Below are 17,015 nucleotides of genomic sequence, written 5' to 3' on the forward strand. Positions count from 1 at the left end.
TACTCGCCGTCCGGGGCATTGTTGCCTTGCAACGATGACGCTGTCAATGCGGGAAACGTCTTGACGCAAAGGCGCTCCGCGGCCGGCAATTCGTGCCCCGGGCAGTGTCCACGAAGAGGATGAAATTCCGATGTATATCGTCGCGATCGGCTGGCTCTACGTCGCGCTGATGATGGCCATCACCGAACACACGGTGGTGGCCGCGATCGCCACCTTTCTGTTGTATGGCGTCGGCCCGGTCGCGCTGCTGCTCTATATCCTCGGCACGCCGGGACGGCGGAAGCGGCGGCGTGCCGCGGAACAGGCTGCGGAACGGGGCGCGGAGCCGGCTGCCGAACGAGGCGCGGAATCGGCTGCAAAACGGACAGCCGAAGAGGCGGCAATACCAGGGGCACAGCGAGCCGTCGTCAAGCCTGCGCCAGCGACGCCGCCGGACGGCGGCGCGTCGTGAGATCAAATGTCATGTCGTCCGGACAATAGAGCAGATGCATTCCGTGCGGCTGCCCTGCCCCTTGTCCGGCCGCTTCTTCTTATTTTTCCTTCGATGCCGGCTCGAGCCACACCAGGCTCGCCATGCGCCCGGTCACCCCATCGCGCCGATACGAGTAGAAGCGCTGCGCATCGCTGACCGTGCAGGCATCGCCGCCGTAGACGTCGACACAGCCGGCGCGCGCGAGCCGGATGCGGGCGAGCGCGTACAGGTCGGCCAGATACTTGCCGGCCGCGCCGGGGCGAAACGCCTGCTCCACCGCATCGCGCTCGTGCGGCATGGCGTGCTCCAGAAACGCGGAACGGACTTCGGCGCCGACCTCGAACGCATCGGGTCCGATCGCGGGACCGAGCCATGCGAGCCACTGCGGCGGCGATCCGGTGTCCGCGCGTTGCTTCTCCATGCGCGCCAGCGTGGCCTCGATCACCCCCGCACACAGGCCGCGCCAGCCGCATGCGCGGCACCGACCACGGTGCCCGCGCGATCGCACAGCAGGACCGGCAGGCAGTCCGCCGTCATCACCGCGCAGACCTGTCCCGGCGTCGTGCTGATGCTGGCATCGGCGCGCGGCGGCGCGTCCGGTGCCGGGCGATTGCGGGCCTCGGCGCCATCGGCCTCATCGGCGGCATCGGCGGCATCGGCCTGATCGACTCCATCAACTCCATCGACTCCATCGGCCGTCACCACAGCGCAGCCGTGCACCTGTTCGAGCCAGCGCGGCGCCGATGGCAGCCAGGCCCGCAGGCGCCGCCGGTTCTCCGCCACCGCCTCGGCATCGTCGCCGACATGGGTGCCGAGATTGAGCCCGCCCGCGCTGCCATCGGCCAGTCCGTACGGACCTCGGCTGACGCCGCCGATGCGCGTGGTGGACAGCGCCCGTACGCCCGACGGCGCGGGCCAGTCCGGGATCAGCTGCGCCAGGCGGCCGTCGTCAGCGTCCGTCATGCGCGCCCCCTCTCCATCGTCGTCCTCTTCGTCATCGCCATCCTCGTCGCCCTCGAACAAGACGCCATCCCAATCCTCGTCGTCCTCGTCGTCGTAGCGATCGCGCTCTTCCAGCGTGGTGAAGTCCAGCGCGTCGATCAGCGCCTGCAGATCGTCCGGCGCGGGCGCGCGCCACGACATCGCCTTGCCGCTGACCGGATGCACCAGCCCCAGCCGATAGGCATGCAGCGCCTGCCGTTCGAACGGCACCGGCAGCGGCGCCTTGATGGCCGGGCGCTGGCCGCGCTGGGTGGCGCGGTGATAGACCGGGTCGCCCAGCAGCGGATGACCGATCGATTCGAAATGCACGCGGATCTGATGGGTGCGGCCGGTCTCGAGCTGGCACATCACCATCGACACGCAACCACGTCCGAGCGGCGCCACGCCCAGCGTGCGGAAATGCGTGCGCGAGGGCTTGCCGCTCGAGGTATGCACGATCGCCATGCGCGTGCGCTCGCGCGGATCGCGGCCGATCGGCGCATCGATGGTGCCCTCGTCGGGCGCCTCGCCCCACACCAGCGCGAGATAGGTCCGCTTGACCGTGCGGGCCTGCAGCTGCCGCACCAGGTCGGTCTGCGCGGTCAGCGTGCGGGCCACCACCATCAGGCCCGAGGTCTCCTTGTCGAGCCGATGGACGATGCCCGCGCGCGGCAGCGAGGCCGCGGCCGGATCGCGATGCAGCAGCCCGTTGAGCACGGTGCCGCTCCAGTTGCCGGCGGCGGGATGCACCACCAGGCCGGCCGGCTTGTCGATGACCAGCAGCGCCGCGTCTTCGTAGACGATCTGCAGCGGCACCGGCTCGGGCGTGAAGGCCAGCGTTTCGGGCGCGGCCTGCGGCCGGACCTCGATGCGCTGCCCCATCTGCACGCTGTCGCGCGGCCGGCGCACGACGCCGTCGACGGTCACCGCGCCGCTGTCGATCCACTGCTGGATGCGGCTGCGCGAGAATTCGCTGAGCTGCCGGGCCAATAATTTATCGAGCCGTTCTCCGTGTGCGGCGCTGTCGACTTCCAGCACCACGGGGACCATGTCGGCGCCGCTTTCCGCCTCCACAAGTGCGGCCGCGGGCAGCTCGTCGAAATCCTCCAGCTCGGTTTCGACCGCCGCATCGCGTGCGGCCTCGCTGTCGAGGGCCGCTTGCGGGCTGGCGACCGAAGGGCTTGGGCTATAATGCTTGACGCTTTTTTTCATCCGGAATAGGTTGCCCATGCAATCGATGAGCATGAGACGCGCCAGTTGGCGCGCAAGATTTGGAGCGATTCTGCTCGCGGGCGGCTGCGTCATGCTGTCGGCATGCGGCCTGCTCTCGGAACAACCCGACGAAACGGCGGGTTGGTCAGCCAACAAATTATATTCGGAAGCCAAGGACGCCCTCGACAGCGGCGACTATCCGCGCGCGGTCAAGCTGTACGAAAAGCTCGAGGGCCGCTACCCGTTCGGCCGGTTCGCGCAGCAGGCGCAGATCGATACGGCCTATGCCAACTACAAGGGATGGCGAAACCGCCGCCGCGCTGGCCTCGGTCGACCGCTTCATCCAGCTGCACCCGAATCACCCCAGCGTCGATTACGCCTACTACCTGAAGGGGCTGATCAACTTCAACGACAACCTCGGCTGGCTCGGCCGCTTCTCGGGCCAGGACCTGAGCGAGCGCGATCCGAAGGCGGCGCGCGCGGCCTACGACGCCTTCCATACGCTGGTCACGCGCTTCCCCGAAAGCCGGTACACGCCGGACGCGGCCGCGCGGATGCAGTACATCGTCAATTCGCTGGCCCAGCACGAAGTCCACGCGGCGCGCTACTACTATCGCCGCGGCGCCTACCTGGCTGCGGTCAACCGCGCGCAGCAGGCGCTGAAGGAATACGATGGCGCGCCGGCCAACGAGGAGGCGCTGTACATCATGATCCGTTCGTACGAGGCGCTGGGCATGAAGGACCTGCGCGACGACACGCTGCGCGTGATGGAGATGAACTTCCCCCAACAGCGACTTCATGAAGTACGGCGAGCGCCGCGAGAAGGACAAGCCGTGGTGGAAGCTGTTCTGAACGATCTGACGCCACTGCGACGGGCATGAGAAAAGCCCGGTTCGATTCACCGAACCGGGCTTTTTGTTTTGGCGGCGGAATTGGGAGCGTTGGGCGTTGGGCGTTGGGCGTTGGGCGTTGGGCGTTGGGCGTTGGGGGCGTTGGGGGCGTTGGGGGCGTTCGGGGCGTTCGGGGCGTTCGGGGCGTTGGGGGCGTTCGGGGCGTTCGGGGCGTTGGGGGCGTTGGGGGCGTTGGGCGCGTTGGGCGGCGGTACCCGACCGCGCTCGCCGCTGGGACCCGCGCTCGCCGCCGCGCCGCTACGCCTTCCGCTACGCCTTCTTCAACCCTTCCAGAAACGCCACCACCGTGTCCCGCTCGCGCGTGCGCTTGAACGGCGGCAGGCTCTGCCAGATCTGGCGTCCGTAGGGTTTCTCGACCAGCCGCGTGTCGCAGATCACCAGCACGCCGCGATCGGTCTCGGAGCGGATCAGCCGGCCGGCGCCCTGCTTCAGCGTGATCACCGCGTGCGGCAGCTGATGCACGGCGAACGGGCTCAGCCCCTTTTTCTGCAACGCCTCCATGCGGGCGGCCAGCACCGGATCGTCGGGCGGCGCGAACGGCAGCTTGTCGATCACCACCAGCGACAACGCTTCGCCGCGCACATCGACGCCCTCCCAGAAGCTCTGGCTGCCGACCAGCACCGCATTGCCGAGCTCGCGGAAACGATCGAGCAGCTCGGTGCGGCTGGCCTGGCCCTGCACCAGGATCGGCAACTGCAGCCCGCGTTCGGCGAAGGCCTCGTACAGCAGATCGGAGGCGCGCTGCACCGCGCGCAGCGTGGTGCAAAGCAGGAAGGTGCGCCCGCCGGCCGCCTCGATCAGCGGCAAGGCGGCCGCCACCACGGCGTCGGTGAACTGCGGCGACTGCGGCGCCGGCAGGTCGCGCGGCACGTACAGCAGGCCCTGCTCGCCGTAGTCGAATGGGCTGGGCAGCGACAGCGAGCGATCCTTGTCGAGCCCCAGTTGCGCGGCATAGTGGGCGAAATTACCTTTGACCGACAGCGTCGCCGAGGTAAAGATCCAAGCGCGCGGATGGCCCGCGCGCTGCCGCGAGAAGATCGGCGCGATCGACAGCGGCGTGCGGTGCAGCTGCACGGTATGCGAGAACACTTCGACCCAGCGCACCGTTTCGGGCGGGTTCCAGGCCGGCGTGGAGGCGGCCGCCGGGTCGGATGCCGAAGCGGACGCGGACGCAGACCCGGAAGCAGACCCGGAAGCCACATCGGCAGCCGCATCGGACATCGCATCTGCAATCGATTCCCCAAGCGCTGCATTGGACTCCGACGACGCGGACCCCGACAACGCGCCCCCCGGCAACGCCGGCTCCGACAACGCCGCCAACGCCGGCTGCACGCCCTCACCGCCAGTCCCGCCCGTCCCGCCCGTCCCGCCCGCCTCCACCGCCGGCTGCGGCGCCGGACTGTCGTCGCGCCAGGCCGCCAGCCGCTGCGCCAGTTCCAGCGCGCGCCGATGGCACTGCTCCAGCGATTCGGCGCGCTCGGCCTGCCCCTGCAGCAGCGCGACCACATCGCTCAACGCCTTCTCCAGCGCGTCGAGCGTGTCGAAGAACGGCTCGCCGATGCGGGCGTCGGCCTCGATCTGCCCCAGCGCCAGCCGTACATTGTCCTTGCCGAAGGCCAGCCGCAGGTCGCGCGTGGCGCGCTCGAGCGGCGCCACGATGCCGACCCAGTCGGCCGCATCGCGCGCATGCGACAGGCCCTCGGCGACCGTATCGCGCGCCAGCTCCAGCAGCTGGCTGGTCGACAGGCTGTCGCCGAAGAACAGCGTCGCGGTTTCCGGCAGCTGGTGCGCCTCGTCGAAGATCACCGTATTCGCCGCCGGCAGCAGCTCGGCCATGCCGGTATCGCGCAGCACCACGTCGGCGAAGAACAGATGGTGGTTGACCACCACCAGGTCCGCCTGCTGCGCCTCCTTGCGCGCCCGCATCACGAAGCACTCCTTGTGGTGCGGGCATTCGGTGCCGAGGCAGTTGTCGCGGGTCGAGGTCACCAGTTGCCATACCGGCGCGTTCTCCGGCACGCTGGCCAGTTCGGCCTTGTCGCCGGACGAGGTGGTCTTGGCGAAGTTGGCGATCTCGCGCAGCCACGCCGCGTCCTGCCTGGACGCCAGCCGCCCGTTCAACTGCGCCCGCTCCATGTGGTAGTGGCAGACGTAGTTGGCGCGGCCCTTGAGCAGCGCGACCGAGACCGGCACATTGAGCGCGCGGCGCACGGTCGGGATGTCGCGCAGGAACAGCTGGTCCTGCAGGTTCTTGGTGCCGGTCGACAGGATCACCTTGCCGCCCCACAGCATCGCCGGCACCAGATAGGCGAAGGTCTTGCCGGTTCCCGTGCCGGCCTCGACGATCACCGTATCGTGCGCCTCGATCGCATCGGCCACCGCGGTGGCCATCTTCGCCTGCGCATCGCGCGGCCGATAGCCGTCGATGGCCTGCGCCAGCGTGCCGGTCGGCGCGAAGATGCGCGCCAGCGCTGCGGCGCGCGCGTCGGCGGCGTCCGGCTGGATGGCGGGACCGGCGGCATCGTCGCCGGGATGGGAGAGATCGGAATCGGACAAGGCTGGCAGGAATTCGGTGCGCCGCAGGTGGTGGCCGGCGGCGCTGGCATGGCGGCCCGCGGGATCGCGGACCGGGGGGATCAGGCGGGTACGTCGGGTTCGAGCTGCAGCTGCAGCAGCGTGATGGCGTCCTTCAGCTTCAGCCGGCGCTTCTTGAGCCGGCGCAATTGCAGTTCATCGTGGCCGGCCTCGCCGGACAGCCGGTCAATCAGGTAGTCCAGATCGCGGTGCTCGATCTGCAATTCGATGATCTGGCGTTCGAGGGTGTTCAGATCGCGGTCCATCGTCCATTGGCCTCCCCCACCGGCGACGTCCATCATCAGAAGCCGAACGGCCGCGGCGACTCGCCGCTGCCCTGCTTTTCCCTGGCCTTGGCGCGGCGCTCCTCGACCTCGCGCTGGCGCTGGATCGCCTGCTGCTGCTTGGACTCGTAAGCCTTGACGTTCTCGGCTCGCTGGCGGGCCTGCTCGGCACCGCGCTCGCGCGCCTCGCGCATCCGCGCGTCGTAGTCGGCCTGCTTCTGCTGGTACTCGGCGGCATTGGCCGCGCGCTGCGGCGCCTCGGCCTGGCGCTGCGCGTCGCGCAGCTTCTGCTCCTGCTGCTTGCGTTCGAACTCGGCGCGATTGGCCTGTTCGTCGGCCGCGCGCTGCGGCTGGCTGGCCTCGTACTCGGCCTGGCGCAGCGCCTGTTCGCGATCGCGTTTGGCGGCCTTGAAGGCACGCTCGGCCTCGCCGATCTCGAGCTCGCGTTCGCGCAGCACGGCCAGCTCGGTGCGCTGGGTTTCCTTGGCGCGCTCGATGCAGTTGGTCACGAAGAACTTGTCGTAGCAGGCGCGCTCGGCGGTGGCGAAGCGGTAGTTGGTCCAGGCGCGCGAATCGGCCACGGCCTTGCGCTCGGCGTCGAAGTCGCGCGTCGCCTGCAGTTCGCCCGCGGCAGAGGCGGAGCCGGTGGCGGACGGGGAAGCGGCCGCCGGGGCCGAAGCCGCGCCCTGCGCCAGCGCGGCGGGCAGCGGCACGGCCAGGCACGCCAGCGCCAGTGTCCGTGCCAACGTCCGCACCAACGTCCGCGCCAACATCGGCGCCTGCATCGGGACCCTGGCCAGCCTGCCGGCAGGCGTCGTTGCCGCGCGATCGGCGGCCGGAAAACATGCCGGCAGAGCGGCCCGTTGTGGCTTGAGGTTCATGGGCGGATTCTACCATCGGGGCATGCCGCCGCGCCCGCGCACGGCCTGCCCGCAAGGGCGATTCAGAATCGATCCCCGTGCGTACCGCATGCCGGATGAAGCGCCGTTCGCTTGTGGCAAAATGCCCCGCTTTCGACTGAGTGTTTTTCCGATGTCCAACCTGCCAGCTTCCGTCACGCAAAAGATCGTGTCGCTCATCGCGGCCGAGCTGTCCGTCCAACCCCGCCAGGTGGCGGCGGCCGTCGAACTGCTCGACGAAGGCGCCACCGTGCCGTTCATCGCGCGCTACCGCAAGGAGGTCACCGGCAACCTCGACGACACGCAGCTGCGCGCGCTCGAGGAACGGCTGCTGTACCTGCGCGACATGGAGGAACGCCGTGCCGCGATCCTGGCCTCGATCGAGGAACAGGGCAAGCTGACCCCCGATCTGCGCACCGCGATCGAAGCCGCGGTCACCAAGCAGGCGCTGGAAGACCTGTATCTGCCCTACAAGCCCAAGCGCCGCACCCGCGCCCAGATCGCGCGCGAATGCGGGCTGGAGCCGCTGGCCCATGCGCTGCTGGCCGACCCGACACTGGACCCGCAGGCCGAGGCGGCCAAATACGTCAACGGCAAGCCCACCGCGGACGGCGGCGTGCCCGACGTCAAGGCGGCGCTGGACGGCGCGCGCGACATCCTGTCGGAGCAGTTCGGCGAGACCGCCGAGCTGCTGGGCAAGCTGCGCGAGCATCTGTGGTCCAACGGCGTGGTCACCTCGTCGGTGGTCGAAGGCAAGGAAACCGCCGAGGAAGAGAAGTTCCGCGACTACTACAACTACAGCGAGACCATCCGCACGATTCCGTCGCACCGCGCGCTGGCGCTGTTCCGCGGCCGCAATGCCGGCGTGCTGATGATCAAGCTGGGCCTGGGCGAGGAACAGGACGCACTGGTGCCCCATCCGTGCGAGGCGATGATCGCGCGCCATGTCGGCATCCAGAACCTGAACCGCCCCGCCGACAAATGGCTGGGCGACGTCTGCCGCTGGTGCTGGCGCGTCAAGGTGCAGCCGCACCTGGAAACCGAACTGCTGGCGCAGCTGCGCGAGAGCGCGGAAGGCGAGGCGATCAAGATCTTCGGCCGCAATCTGCATGAGCTGCTGCTCGCCGCCCCGGCCGGCCCGAAGGCCGTGATGGGCATCGACCCGGGCATCCGTACGGGCTGCAAGATCGCGGTGGTCGATGCCACCGGCAAGCTGCTGGAAACCGCCACGATCTACCCGCACGAGCCGCGCCGCGACTGGAACGGTTCGCTGGCCACGCTGGCGCGCCTGGCCAAGCAGCATGGCGTCTCGCTGGTGTCGATCGGCAACGGCACGGCGAGCCGCGAAACCGACAAGCTGGTGCAGGACCTGATGCGCCAGGCGCCCGAACTGAAGCTGACCAAGATCGTCGTCAGCGAGGCCGGCGCCTCGGTCTATTCCGCCTCGGAGCTGGCGGCCAAGGAATTCCCCGATCTGGACGTGTCGCTGCGCGGCGCGGTGTCGATCGCGCGGCGGCTGCAGGACCCGCTGGCCGAACTGGTCAAGATCGATCCGAAGTCGATCGGCGTCGGCCAGTACCAGCACGACGTCAACCAGCGCGAACTGGCGCGCACGCTCGATGCGGTGGTCGAGGACTGCGTGAACGCGGTCGGCGTCGACGTCAACACCGCCTCGGTGCCGCTGCTGGCGCGCGTGTCGGGCCTAAACAGCGTGCTGGCGCGCAATATCGTCGAGTTCCGCGATGCCAATGGCGCCTTCCCCAATCGCGACGCGCTGAAGAAGGTGCCGCGGCTGGGCGACAAGACCTTCGAGCAGGCGGCCGGCTTCCTGCGCATCAACGACGGCGATAATCCGCTGGACCGCTCCTCGGTCCACCCGGAGGCCTACCCGGTGGTCAAGCGCATCCTCGACCATATCAAGAAGGACCTGCGCGACGTGATGGGCAATCGCGACGCGTTGCGCGGGCTGTCGCCGACGCAGTTCACCGACGACACCTTCGGCCTGCCGACCGTGCGCGACATCCTCAGTGAGCTGGAAAAGCCGGGCCGCGACCCGCGTCCGGAGTTCAAGACCGCCACCTTCCAGGACGGCGTCGAGGACATCAAGGACCTGCAGCCCGGCATGGTGCTCGAGGGCGTGGTGACCAACGTCGCCGCCTTCGGCGCCTTCGTCGATATCGGCGTGCACCAGGACGGGCTGGTCCATATCTCGGCGCTGTCGACCAAGTTCGTCAAGGACGCGCACGAGGTCGTCAAGGCCGGCCAGATCGTCAAGGTCAAGGTGATGGAGGTCGACGTCAAGCGCAACCGGATCGGCCTGTCGATGCGCCTCGACGACGAGCCGGGCCAGAGCGGCAACCGCGCCGCCGGCGGCGAGCGACAGGAGCGCGGCGGCAACCGCCCGAGCCGCGGCTTCCAGGGCGGCGGCCGGCGCGAAGCCGAACCCGCCGGCGCGATGGCGGCGGCGTTTGCCAAGCTGAAGCGTTAAGCAGATCCGGGCGGCTCTGGTGCCGCCCGCGGGGCCCGGCGCCGCCCCGTGCGCATCCCCACGGCAATGCGCTGACTCTCCCGCTGACTTGACGGAATCCCGATCCATCGCGATCGGCACTCTCCCCCGGCGGGACACCGCATCGGCGGCCCGCCGGGACCCCTTGCCGGGATCAGTCCGCGTTGTACTTCGGCGAACGCGGGCCGTACAGCAGGCCGCCAGGCTGTCCCGCCGTCAGCAGGCGGCTGGTGGTCACGCCCGCCACGTTGTGGCCGGCATCGGTGGCGCTGTTGATGATCTGCTTGACCGCCGCCGCGACCAGCATGCCGATCAGGCCGCCGCCCGAACTGTTGCCGCCCTCGTTGTTCGAGGCCGATGCAACGCCCGTCCACAGCTCCGTGCCCGTCTTCAGGTCGACCAGCTTGGCCTTGGCCGTCACCACCGTCGCGCTGTCGATCACGTAGTACTTGGTGCCGTAGCTCATGATGTCGATGTACAGCGCGGCGTCCGCGCCGAAGATCTCCCTTAGCTTGGCCGGCGCCACCGCATGCATTTCGCCGGGCTGCGTGATGCCGTTCTGCTTGAACGTCTCGTCGACCAGCGTCACCGGCAGCACGTAGTAACCGGCCTCGGCCAGCGGATAGGTGGCGTGCGACAGCACGCTGTAGGTCGCCAGCACTTCGGGCGATTCGTTCTGCGGCGGCAGCACGAGGATGGTGCGCGGACGTGCCTGCTTGAAGGCGGCATAGTCGACCTGCCGGGGCGTGGCACAGCCGGTCGCGAGCGCGGCGACGGCCGCGAGCGGAAGCAGCCGCGAGAACAGCGTGCGGTAAGACAGTGTCTTCATTTACTTGACCTCGACCTTGTTGCCGCCGGCGTCGGCCTTCGCTTCGGCCTTCTTCTCCGGACGCTTGATATTGCGCAGCAGGAAATCGACATAGGTGCCCGACTCCGGAAACAGCGCCTTTTCCGTCTGGAACTGGCGCACCATTTCGTCGTCCTTGCCGAGATCGGCGTAGAGCAGCCCCAGGTGGGCGTGATAGCCCGGCGGCGGGAGCTTGCCGGCGGCCTTGATCTTCTCGAGGTCGCGCTCGAGCACGATCACCTGTTCCTGCTTCGGCTCGCCCTTGAAGTAGTTGTAGACCTGGGGTTGATACCCCTCCCACTGGTACAGCGTGTTCTGGCTGGCGCAGCCGGCAAGCAGCGCGCCGCACGCCGCGGCGGCCAGTGCCAGCCGCGACGTTTGCAACGTCGTTTTCATGACCCGTTCCTCGAAGAGGTGTTGTTGGTGTTATTGGATGGCGGGCTTCCAGGCCCCGCTCTCGATACCGCTGACCAGCTTGGCAATCGCCTCGCGCATCGCCAGGTCGAGCACCTTGCCGTTGAGCGTCGAGTCATAGCTCTGCGTGCCGCCGAAGCCGATGATCTCGCGGCTCGACAGCTCGTATTCGCCTGCGCCCTGGGTCGAGTACACGACCTCGGACGTGTTGATGTTGACCACGTTCAGCGCGACCTTGGCGTATGCGACCTGCGACTTGCCGCGGCCGAGCAGGCCGAACAGCTGGCGATCGCCGACTTCCTTGCGGCCGAACTCGGTCACGTCGCCGGTGATCACGTAGTCGGCGCCCTTCAGGTTCTGCTGCTGCTTCTTGATGCCGGCTTCGCGCTTGATCTCTTCCATGTTGTCGCGGTCCAGCACGTTGAAACGGCCGGTCTGCTGCAGATGGGTGATCAGGATGGTCTTGGCCTGCCCGCCGAGGCGGTCGACGCCGTCGGAGAACACGCCGCGCATATAGCTGGAGCGGTTGTCGAACTTGCCGACCGCGATCGGCGCGCGCACGCCCTGGTACGGGCGGCTGGCGCTTTCGACCTGCTGCACGGGCAAGGCCCGCGACGATTCCGTGGCGCATCCCCCTGCGGCGAGCAGCGCGAGCATCCCGATCAGGGAAACTGCATGGACTTTCTTCACTACCGGTTCTCCTGGTTGAACGACATAGAGCGACGTGCATCCGAGCCCCTGCGCGCTGCGAGGACGTGCAAGCGGACGCATGCGAGCGCATGCGGGCAGGTCGGACGGACGTCCCCCGGGAGTTTACGGTGCCGTCCTCCGAAAGTTGACACCTCGGCACCTCACTCCCCTCGTCAGTAGGGCAAGCGGCAACAAAAAAGCCTGCAAACGGCAGCGCCGCATGCAGGCTTTCCGGTGATGCGATCGGCGGCGCCCGCAGGCGCCACCCCGCGCTCAGATCTCGACCTTGGTTCCCAGCTCGACCACCCGGTTGGCCGGAATGCGGAAGAAGTCCGACGGCTTGGCGCCGTTCTGATGCATCCACGCGAACAGCGTCTCGCGCCACATCGGCATGCCGGGCAGGCGCGACGGGATCACCGATTCGCGCGCGATGAAGAACGAGGTCTCCATCAGCTCGAACTCCATGTCGAGCTTGCGCTTGGACAGGTCGAGCACCTTGTGCACGTCGGGGGTTTCCTTGAAGCCGTACTCGGACTTCAGGATGAAGACGCCGCCGCCCAGGTCCTTGCAGCTGAGCCGGTGATCGTCGTCGACATAGGGAATGTCGCGCGTGACGAAGCTCAGGAACACCACGCGCTCATGCAGCACGCGGTTGTGCTTCAGGTTGTGCAGCAGCGAGACCGGCACGAATTCGGTGTTGCCGGTCAGGAAGACGGCGGTGCCCTCGACGCGGTGCGGCGGATGGGCCAGCAGGCCGGCCATGAAGGGCTCGAGCGGGATGCCCTCCTCCAGGCTGCGCGCGCGCAGCAGCTTGCGGCCGCCGTACCAGGTCATCAGCAGGAAGAATGCGGCGCTGCCCAGCAGCAGCGGGAACCAGCCGCCCTCGGCGATCTTCAGCAGGTTGGCCGACAGGAACGACAGGTCGATCACCAGGAAGGCGGCGCCCGCGATCCCCACCACCGCCGGCGGCCATTTCCACACGTGGCGCATCACGACGATCGACAGCAGCGTGGTGATCACCATCGTCGTGGTGACCGCGATGCCATAGGCGGCCGCCAGGTTCTCCGACTTCTTGAAGGCCAGCACCACCAGCACGACCGCCACCAGCAGCACCCAGTTGATCACCGGCAGGTAGATCTGGCCGATCTCGGCCTCCGAGGTGTAGCGGATCCGCATGCGCGGAATGAAGCCGAGCTGGATCGCCTGGCTGGTCAGCGAGAACGCGCCCGAAATCACGGCCTGCGAGGCGATCACCGCGGCGCAGGTGGCCAGCAGCACCATCGGGATCAGCAGCAGATCGGGCACCATCAGGTAGAACGGATTGCGCACCGCGCTGGGGTCGCCCAGCAGCATCGCGCCCTGGCCGAAGTAGTTCAGCATCAGGCAGGGCATCACGATGGCGAACCAGCCGCGGCGGATCGGCGCGGGACCGAAATGGCCCATGTCGATGTACAGCGCCTCGGCGCCGGTCAGCACCAGGAACACCGCGCCGAGCACGATGAACGCCTGCAGCGAATGCTCGATCAGGAAGCGCACGCCGTACAGCGGATTGATCGCGGCCAGAATGGCGGGCGACTCGATCAGGTGGTAGATGCCCAGCCCGCCGAGCGACAGGAACCACACCATCATGATCGGACCGAACAGCTTGCCGACCGACGAGGTGCCGCGCCGCTGCAGCAGGAACAGCACCAGCAGGATGGCAAGGGTGATCGGAATGACGTAGTGCGACAGCGCGGGCGTCGCGATCTCGATGCCTTCCACGGCGGACAGCACCGAGATGGCCGGCGTGATCACCGCATCGCCGTAGAACATGCAGGCGCCGAAGATGCCCAGCATCATCAGCACCTTGGCCCGCCGCGAGCGCGGTGCGGCGCTGCGCAGCGCCAGCGCCATCAGCGCCAGCACCCCGCCTTCGCCGTCGTTGTCCGCGCGCATCACGAACACCACGTACTTGATGGAGACCACCAGGATCATTGCCCAGAACAGCAGCGAGATCACGCCCATCACCGCTTCCGGACTGAACGGAATGCCATGCTCGGCGCTGAAGCACTCCTTCAATGCATAGAGGGGGACTGGTGCCGATATCGCCGAAGACGACACCGATCGCCGCGAGCACCAGCATGCGCATGCTGGGCGTCTCGACGAAATAATGGCTCGTGGTGGGTTGTGTCATGGATTCGGAGCGGGAGGCCCACTATGCCGCGGCCGGCCGCATCGTTCGAGGATTTTTGCAATGCACAATCGGGCGCCATTCTAGTGGAAACGGACCGGCAGCGTCATCAGGAATCTTTTTGAGACCGCGTCTGGCGCGCCGCGGGTGGCGCCGACGCAGACGCTGGTTGGCCGTTGATCGCCCCTACCCAGGAACGCAAGGATGCGAGCGAAGCGGCGCTCGGTCAACCCCGGGGTGTGGCGCGCCCGCCATAGAAAAACGGCGCGACAAGCGGTATTCGCGCCGTTTCGTGTCTGCCATGTCTGCTATGTATTCCATGTCCCCCCGCGGTCAATGCGGCAGCGGATACGGCCGAACATTCGGGCGCTCAGACGCCCAGATACCGTTCGAGCAGGCCCGGCGTGGCCGCCAGCTCGGCCGCGGAGCCGCTGGCAGCGACCAGCCCCTTCTCCAGCACCACCACGCGGTCGGCCTGCGCCAGCACCGCGCGATAGTTGCGGTCGACCACCACGGTGGAGATGCCGGTGCCGCGCACGGCGGCGATCACGTCCCAGATCTCGCGCACGATCTTCGGGGCCAGCCCTTCGGTGGCCTCGTCCAGGATCAGGCAGTCTGGGTTGGTCATCAGCGCGCGGCCGATCGACAGCATCTGCTGCTCGCCGCCGGACAGTTGCTGGCCGCCGTGGTCGAGCCGCTCCTTGAGCCGCGGGAACAGGTCGAGCACCCTCGCCTCGTCCCAGTCGTGGCGGCCGTTGCAGCCCTTGCGCGCCGCCATCAGCAGGTTCTCGCGCACCGACAGGTTGGGGAAGATGCCGCGCCCTTCGGGCACGTAGGCGACGCCCAGGCGCGCGACATCGTATGGCCGCGCGCGCGACACGTCGCGGCCGGCGACCACGATGGTGCCGGCGCGCTGCGTCACGTGGCCGAGCAAGGTCCGCAGCAGCGTGCTCTTGCCCATGCCGTTGCGCCCGAGCAGGCCGACGGTCTCGCCGGCATCGACGCGAAAGTCGACGCCGCGCAGCACATGGCTGGTGCCATACCAGGCCTGCACGCCGGTGGCTTCGATCATCGGCTTCACGCTGCGCACTCCTTGCGCGTGCCGGCGGCCGCGCCGGCGCCTGCGCCATGGGGGATTGGCGTCGTCCGCGACAGCGGCAAGCTCGCCGGCGCCCTCGTCGTCGCCCAGGTAGGCCTGCTGCACCTCCCGATTGGCCCGGATCGCGGCCGGTTCGCCCGAGGCGATCACCACGCCGTTGACCATCACGGTGATGCGGTCGGCCACCGCGAACACCGCGTCCATATCGTGCTCGACCAGCAGGATCGCGTGGCCTTCGCGCAGGTCGCGCAGCAGCGCCAGCATGCGCGCCGATTCCTCGGCGCCCATGCCGGCCAGCGGCTCGTCGAGCAGCAGCGCCACCGGCTGCGTAGCGAGGCACATCGCGACCTCGAGCTGGCGCTTCTGGCCGTGCGACAGCGCCATGGCGGGCAGCGCCGCGCAATCGGCGAGACCGGCGCGCTCCATTGCCTCGTCGCCGAGCGCGCGCGCGGTGCGGCAGGACTGCGCGCTTTCCCACAGGCGCCAGGCACGCTGCGCGCGCGATTGCGCCGCCAGCCGGCAGTTCTCGCGCACGCTCAGCGGCGCGAACACGTTGTTGCGCTGATAGCTGCGTCCCACGCCGGCGCAGGCAAGCCGCGGCTGCGGCCAGCCGGTGACATCGTTGCCGTGCAGGAACAGCTGGCCCGCGCTCGGCGCCAACTCGCCCGACAGCAGATTGATCAGCGTCGACTTGCCGGCGCCGTTGGTGCCGATCACGGCGTGGATCTGATGCAGGTCCAGCGCAAGATCGACGCCGGACACCGCCGTCAGGCCGCCGAAGCGGCGCGTCAGTCCGGCCGCGCGCAGCACCGGTTCGTTGCCATGGCGCGCGTTCATCGCCGCTCTCCCCGCATGTCGCTCACTTTGCCGCCCGCTTTGCCTTCCGCTTTGCCGCCCGCCTTGCCTGCGGCGCCGCGGCCCGCGCCTCCCCCCAGCCGGCGCCGCAACAGCCCGGCCAATCCGACCAGCCCGCCCGGCAGCAGCGCCACCGCGGCGATGATGAAGCCGCCCATCAGCAGTTGCCAGTGCTTGGTCAGCGTACTGAACCACTCGGCCAGCAGCACGAAGGAGAACGCGCCGATCACCGCGCCGGCCAGGCTGCCGACGCCGCCCAGGATCACCATCAGCATCGCGTTGCCCGACTGGTGCCACGACGCGATCTCCGGATTGACGAAGCCGAACTGGATCGCATACAGATAGCCCGCCAGCCCGGCGAACGCGCCGCCGGCGACGAAGGCGCCGAGCTGGTAGCGGTAGGTGGCGAAGCCCGCCGCGCGCATGCGCTGCTCGTTGTGGCGGATGCCGATCAGCGCGTGGCCGAAGCGCGAGCGCAGCACCATCGCCAGCGCGGCCACGGTGAAGATCAGCGCGCCCAGCACCAGCCAGTAGAAATGCACGGGATCGTCGATGCCGAGCGGCCGCGCGCCGAACACGCCGAATTCGGGCCGGAAATAGATATAGGTGCCATCGCTGCCGCCGGCGATCTTGGTGTCGTGGAAGATGAAGTACACCATCTGCGCGAAGGCCAGCGTGACCATGATGAAGTAGATGCCGCGCGTGCGCAGCACCAGCATGCCGACCAGCAGCGCGAGCACCGCCGCGGCCGCGACCGCCGCCACCAGCAGCCACCAGCCGTTGCCCGGCTCGGACTGCGGCGCCAGCATCGCGGTCGCATAGGCCGCGGTGGCGAAGTAGGCGGCGTGGCCCAGGCTGACCAGGCCCGTATAGCCGATCAAGAGCTGCAGCGACAGCGCGAAGATCGCCATGATCATGACCTTGCTGAGCAGGTCGATATAGAACTTGTTGCCCTCGCCGCCCAGCGCGAGGGGCAGCGCCGCCAGCACCGCGAAGGCAATCGCCCACGCCAGCGTGGTCCAGCGCAGGCTGGCGCGCCGCTGCAGGTCGAAGGCCGCGCCGATGTCGGCGCCGAGATCGGTCGGAGGTGTCGATGCCATC

10 protein-coding genes and 5 pseudogenes are annotated in these 17,015 nt (G+C 68.4%); 3 read left to right on the plus strand and 12 right to left on the minus strand.

Annotation, left to right across the window (positions count from 1 at the left end; all coding sequences use genetic code 11):
* Nucleotides 1-130: 130 nt before the first annotated feature.
* Complete coding sequence (locus OJJOAM_RS02375; RefSeq protein ID WP_422648762.1) at nt 131-451, plus strand: hypothetical protein; 321 nt, start codon at nt 131-133, stop codon at nt 449-451.
* A gap of 79 nt (nt 452-530) precedes the next feature.
* Here the strand turns inward: OJJOAM_RS02375 and pgeF are convergent.
* Together pgeF and OJJOAM_RS02385 are read right to left on the minus strand one after the other, a co-directional pair.
* Nucleotides 531-1,435, minus strand: a pseudogene (gene pgeF, locus OJJOAM_RS02380) (peptidoglycan editing factor PgeF).
* 9 nt (nt 1,436-1,444) lie between these two features.
* A pseudogene (locus tag OJJOAM_RS02385) lies at nt 1,445-2,665 on the minus strand (RluA family pseudouridine synthase); the annotation flags it as partial.
* 16 nt (nt 2,666-2,681) lie between these two features.
* Here OJJOAM_RS02385 and OJJOAM_RS02390 point away from each other — a divergent pair.
* Nucleotides 2,682-3,517, plus strand: a pseudogene (locus OJJOAM_RS02390) (outer membrane protein assembly factor BamD).
* 308 nt (nt 3,518-3,825) lie between these two features.
* Here the strand turns inward: OJJOAM_RS02390 and OJJOAM_RS02395 are convergent.
* The 3 genes from OJJOAM_RS02395 to OJJOAM_RS02405 all read right to left on the minus strand — a co-directional run bounded on the left by OJJOAM_RS02395 (nt 3,826) and on the right by OJJOAM_RS02405 (nt 7,315).
* Nucleotides 3,826-6,132 carry an ATP-dependent DNA helicase gene (locus tag OJJOAM_RS02395; protein ID WP_422648763.1) on the minus strand — a complete coding sequence of 769 codons (2,307 nt, stop codon included), beginning with the start codon at nt 6,130-6,132 and terminating at the stop codon, nt 3,826-3,828.
* Nucleotides 6,133-6,212: 80 nt separating this feature from the next.
* A complete protein-coding gene (locus OJJOAM_RS02400) occupies nt 6,213-6,416 on the minus strand; it encodes a DUF465 domain-containing protein (protein WP_149318886.1) in 204 nt (67 codons plus the stop codon).
* Between the two features lie 35 nt (nt 6,417-6,451).
* A complete protein-coding gene (locus OJJOAM_RS02405; protein WP_422648764.1) occupies nt 6,452-7,315 on the minus strand; it encodes a hypothetical protein in 864 nt (287 codons plus the stop codon).
* Between the two features lie 151 nt (nt 7,316-7,466).
* Between OJJOAM_RS02405 and OJJOAM_RS02410 the strand changes: the two genes are divergently transcribed.
* Nucleotides 7,467-9,821 carry a Tex family protein gene (locus tag OJJOAM_RS02410; protein ID WP_422648765.1) on the plus strand — a complete coding sequence of 785 codons (2,355 nt, stop codon included), beginning with the start codon at nt 7,467-7,469 and terminating at the stop codon, nt 9,819-9,821.
* Between the two features lie 172 nt (nt 9,822-9,993).
* Here OJJOAM_RS02410 and OJJOAM_RS02415 read toward each other — a convergent pair whose 3' ends face one another.
* The 7 genes and pseudogenes from OJJOAM_RS02415 to OJJOAM_RS02445 all read right to left on the minus strand — a co-directional run bounded on the left by OJJOAM_RS02415 (nt 9,994) and on the right by OJJOAM_RS02445 (nt 17,014).
* Nucleotides 9,994-10,668, minus strand: a complete 675-nt coding sequence (locus tag OJJOAM_RS02415; protein ID WP_422648766.1) for a DUF799 domain-containing protein — start codon at nt 10,666-10,668, stop codon at nt 9,994-9,996.
* Entirely contained in the window at nt 10,669-11,082 is a 414-nt protein-coding gene (locus OJJOAM_RS02420) for a DUF4810 domain-containing protein (protein WP_422648767.1), read from the minus strand.
* A gap of 30 nt (nt 11,083-11,112) precedes the next feature.
* Complete coding sequence (locus tag OJJOAM_RS02425; RefSeq protein WP_149318955.1) at nt 11,113-11,757, minus strand: CsgG/HfaB family protein; 645 nt, start codon at nt 11,755-11,757, stop codon at nt 11,113-11,115.
* A 306-nt stretch (nt 11,758-12,063) separates the two neighbouring features.
* A pseudogene (locus OJJOAM_RS02430) lies at nt 12,064-13,963 on the minus strand (potassium transporter Kup).
* A 367-nt stretch (nt 13,964-14,330) separates the two neighbouring features.
* The gene (locus tag OJJOAM_RS02435) at nt 14,331-15,032 is read right to left on the minus strand and encodes an ABC transporter ATP-binding protein (protein WP_422649474.1); all 702 of its coding nucleotides are present in this window, start codon (nt 15,030-15,032) and stop codon (nt 14,331-14,333) included.
* Nucleotides 15,033-15,134: 102 nt separating this feature from the next.
* Nucleotides 15,135-15,896: pseudogene (locus OJJOAM_RS02440) on the minus strand (ABC transporter ATP-binding protein); the annotation flags it as partial.
* Nucleotides 15,893-17,014 (minus strand): branched-chain amino acid ABC transporter permease, encoded by a 1,122-nt coding sequence (locus tag OJJOAM_RS02445; protein ID WP_422648768.1) that lies wholly within the window; start codon nt 17,012-17,014, stop codon nt 15,893-15,895. The gene OJJOAM_RS02445 and the pseudogene OJJOAM_RS02440, both read right to left, overlap by 4 nt.
* Between the last annotated feature and the right edge of the window lies 1 nt (nt 17,015).

The sequence above is a fragment of the Cupriavidus sp. H18C1 genome (assembly GCF_049311595.1).
In the GTDB taxonomy this organism is placed as follows: Bacteria; Pseudomonadota; Gammaproteobacteria; order Burkholderiales; family Burkholderiaceae; genus Cupriavidus; species Cupriavidus cauae.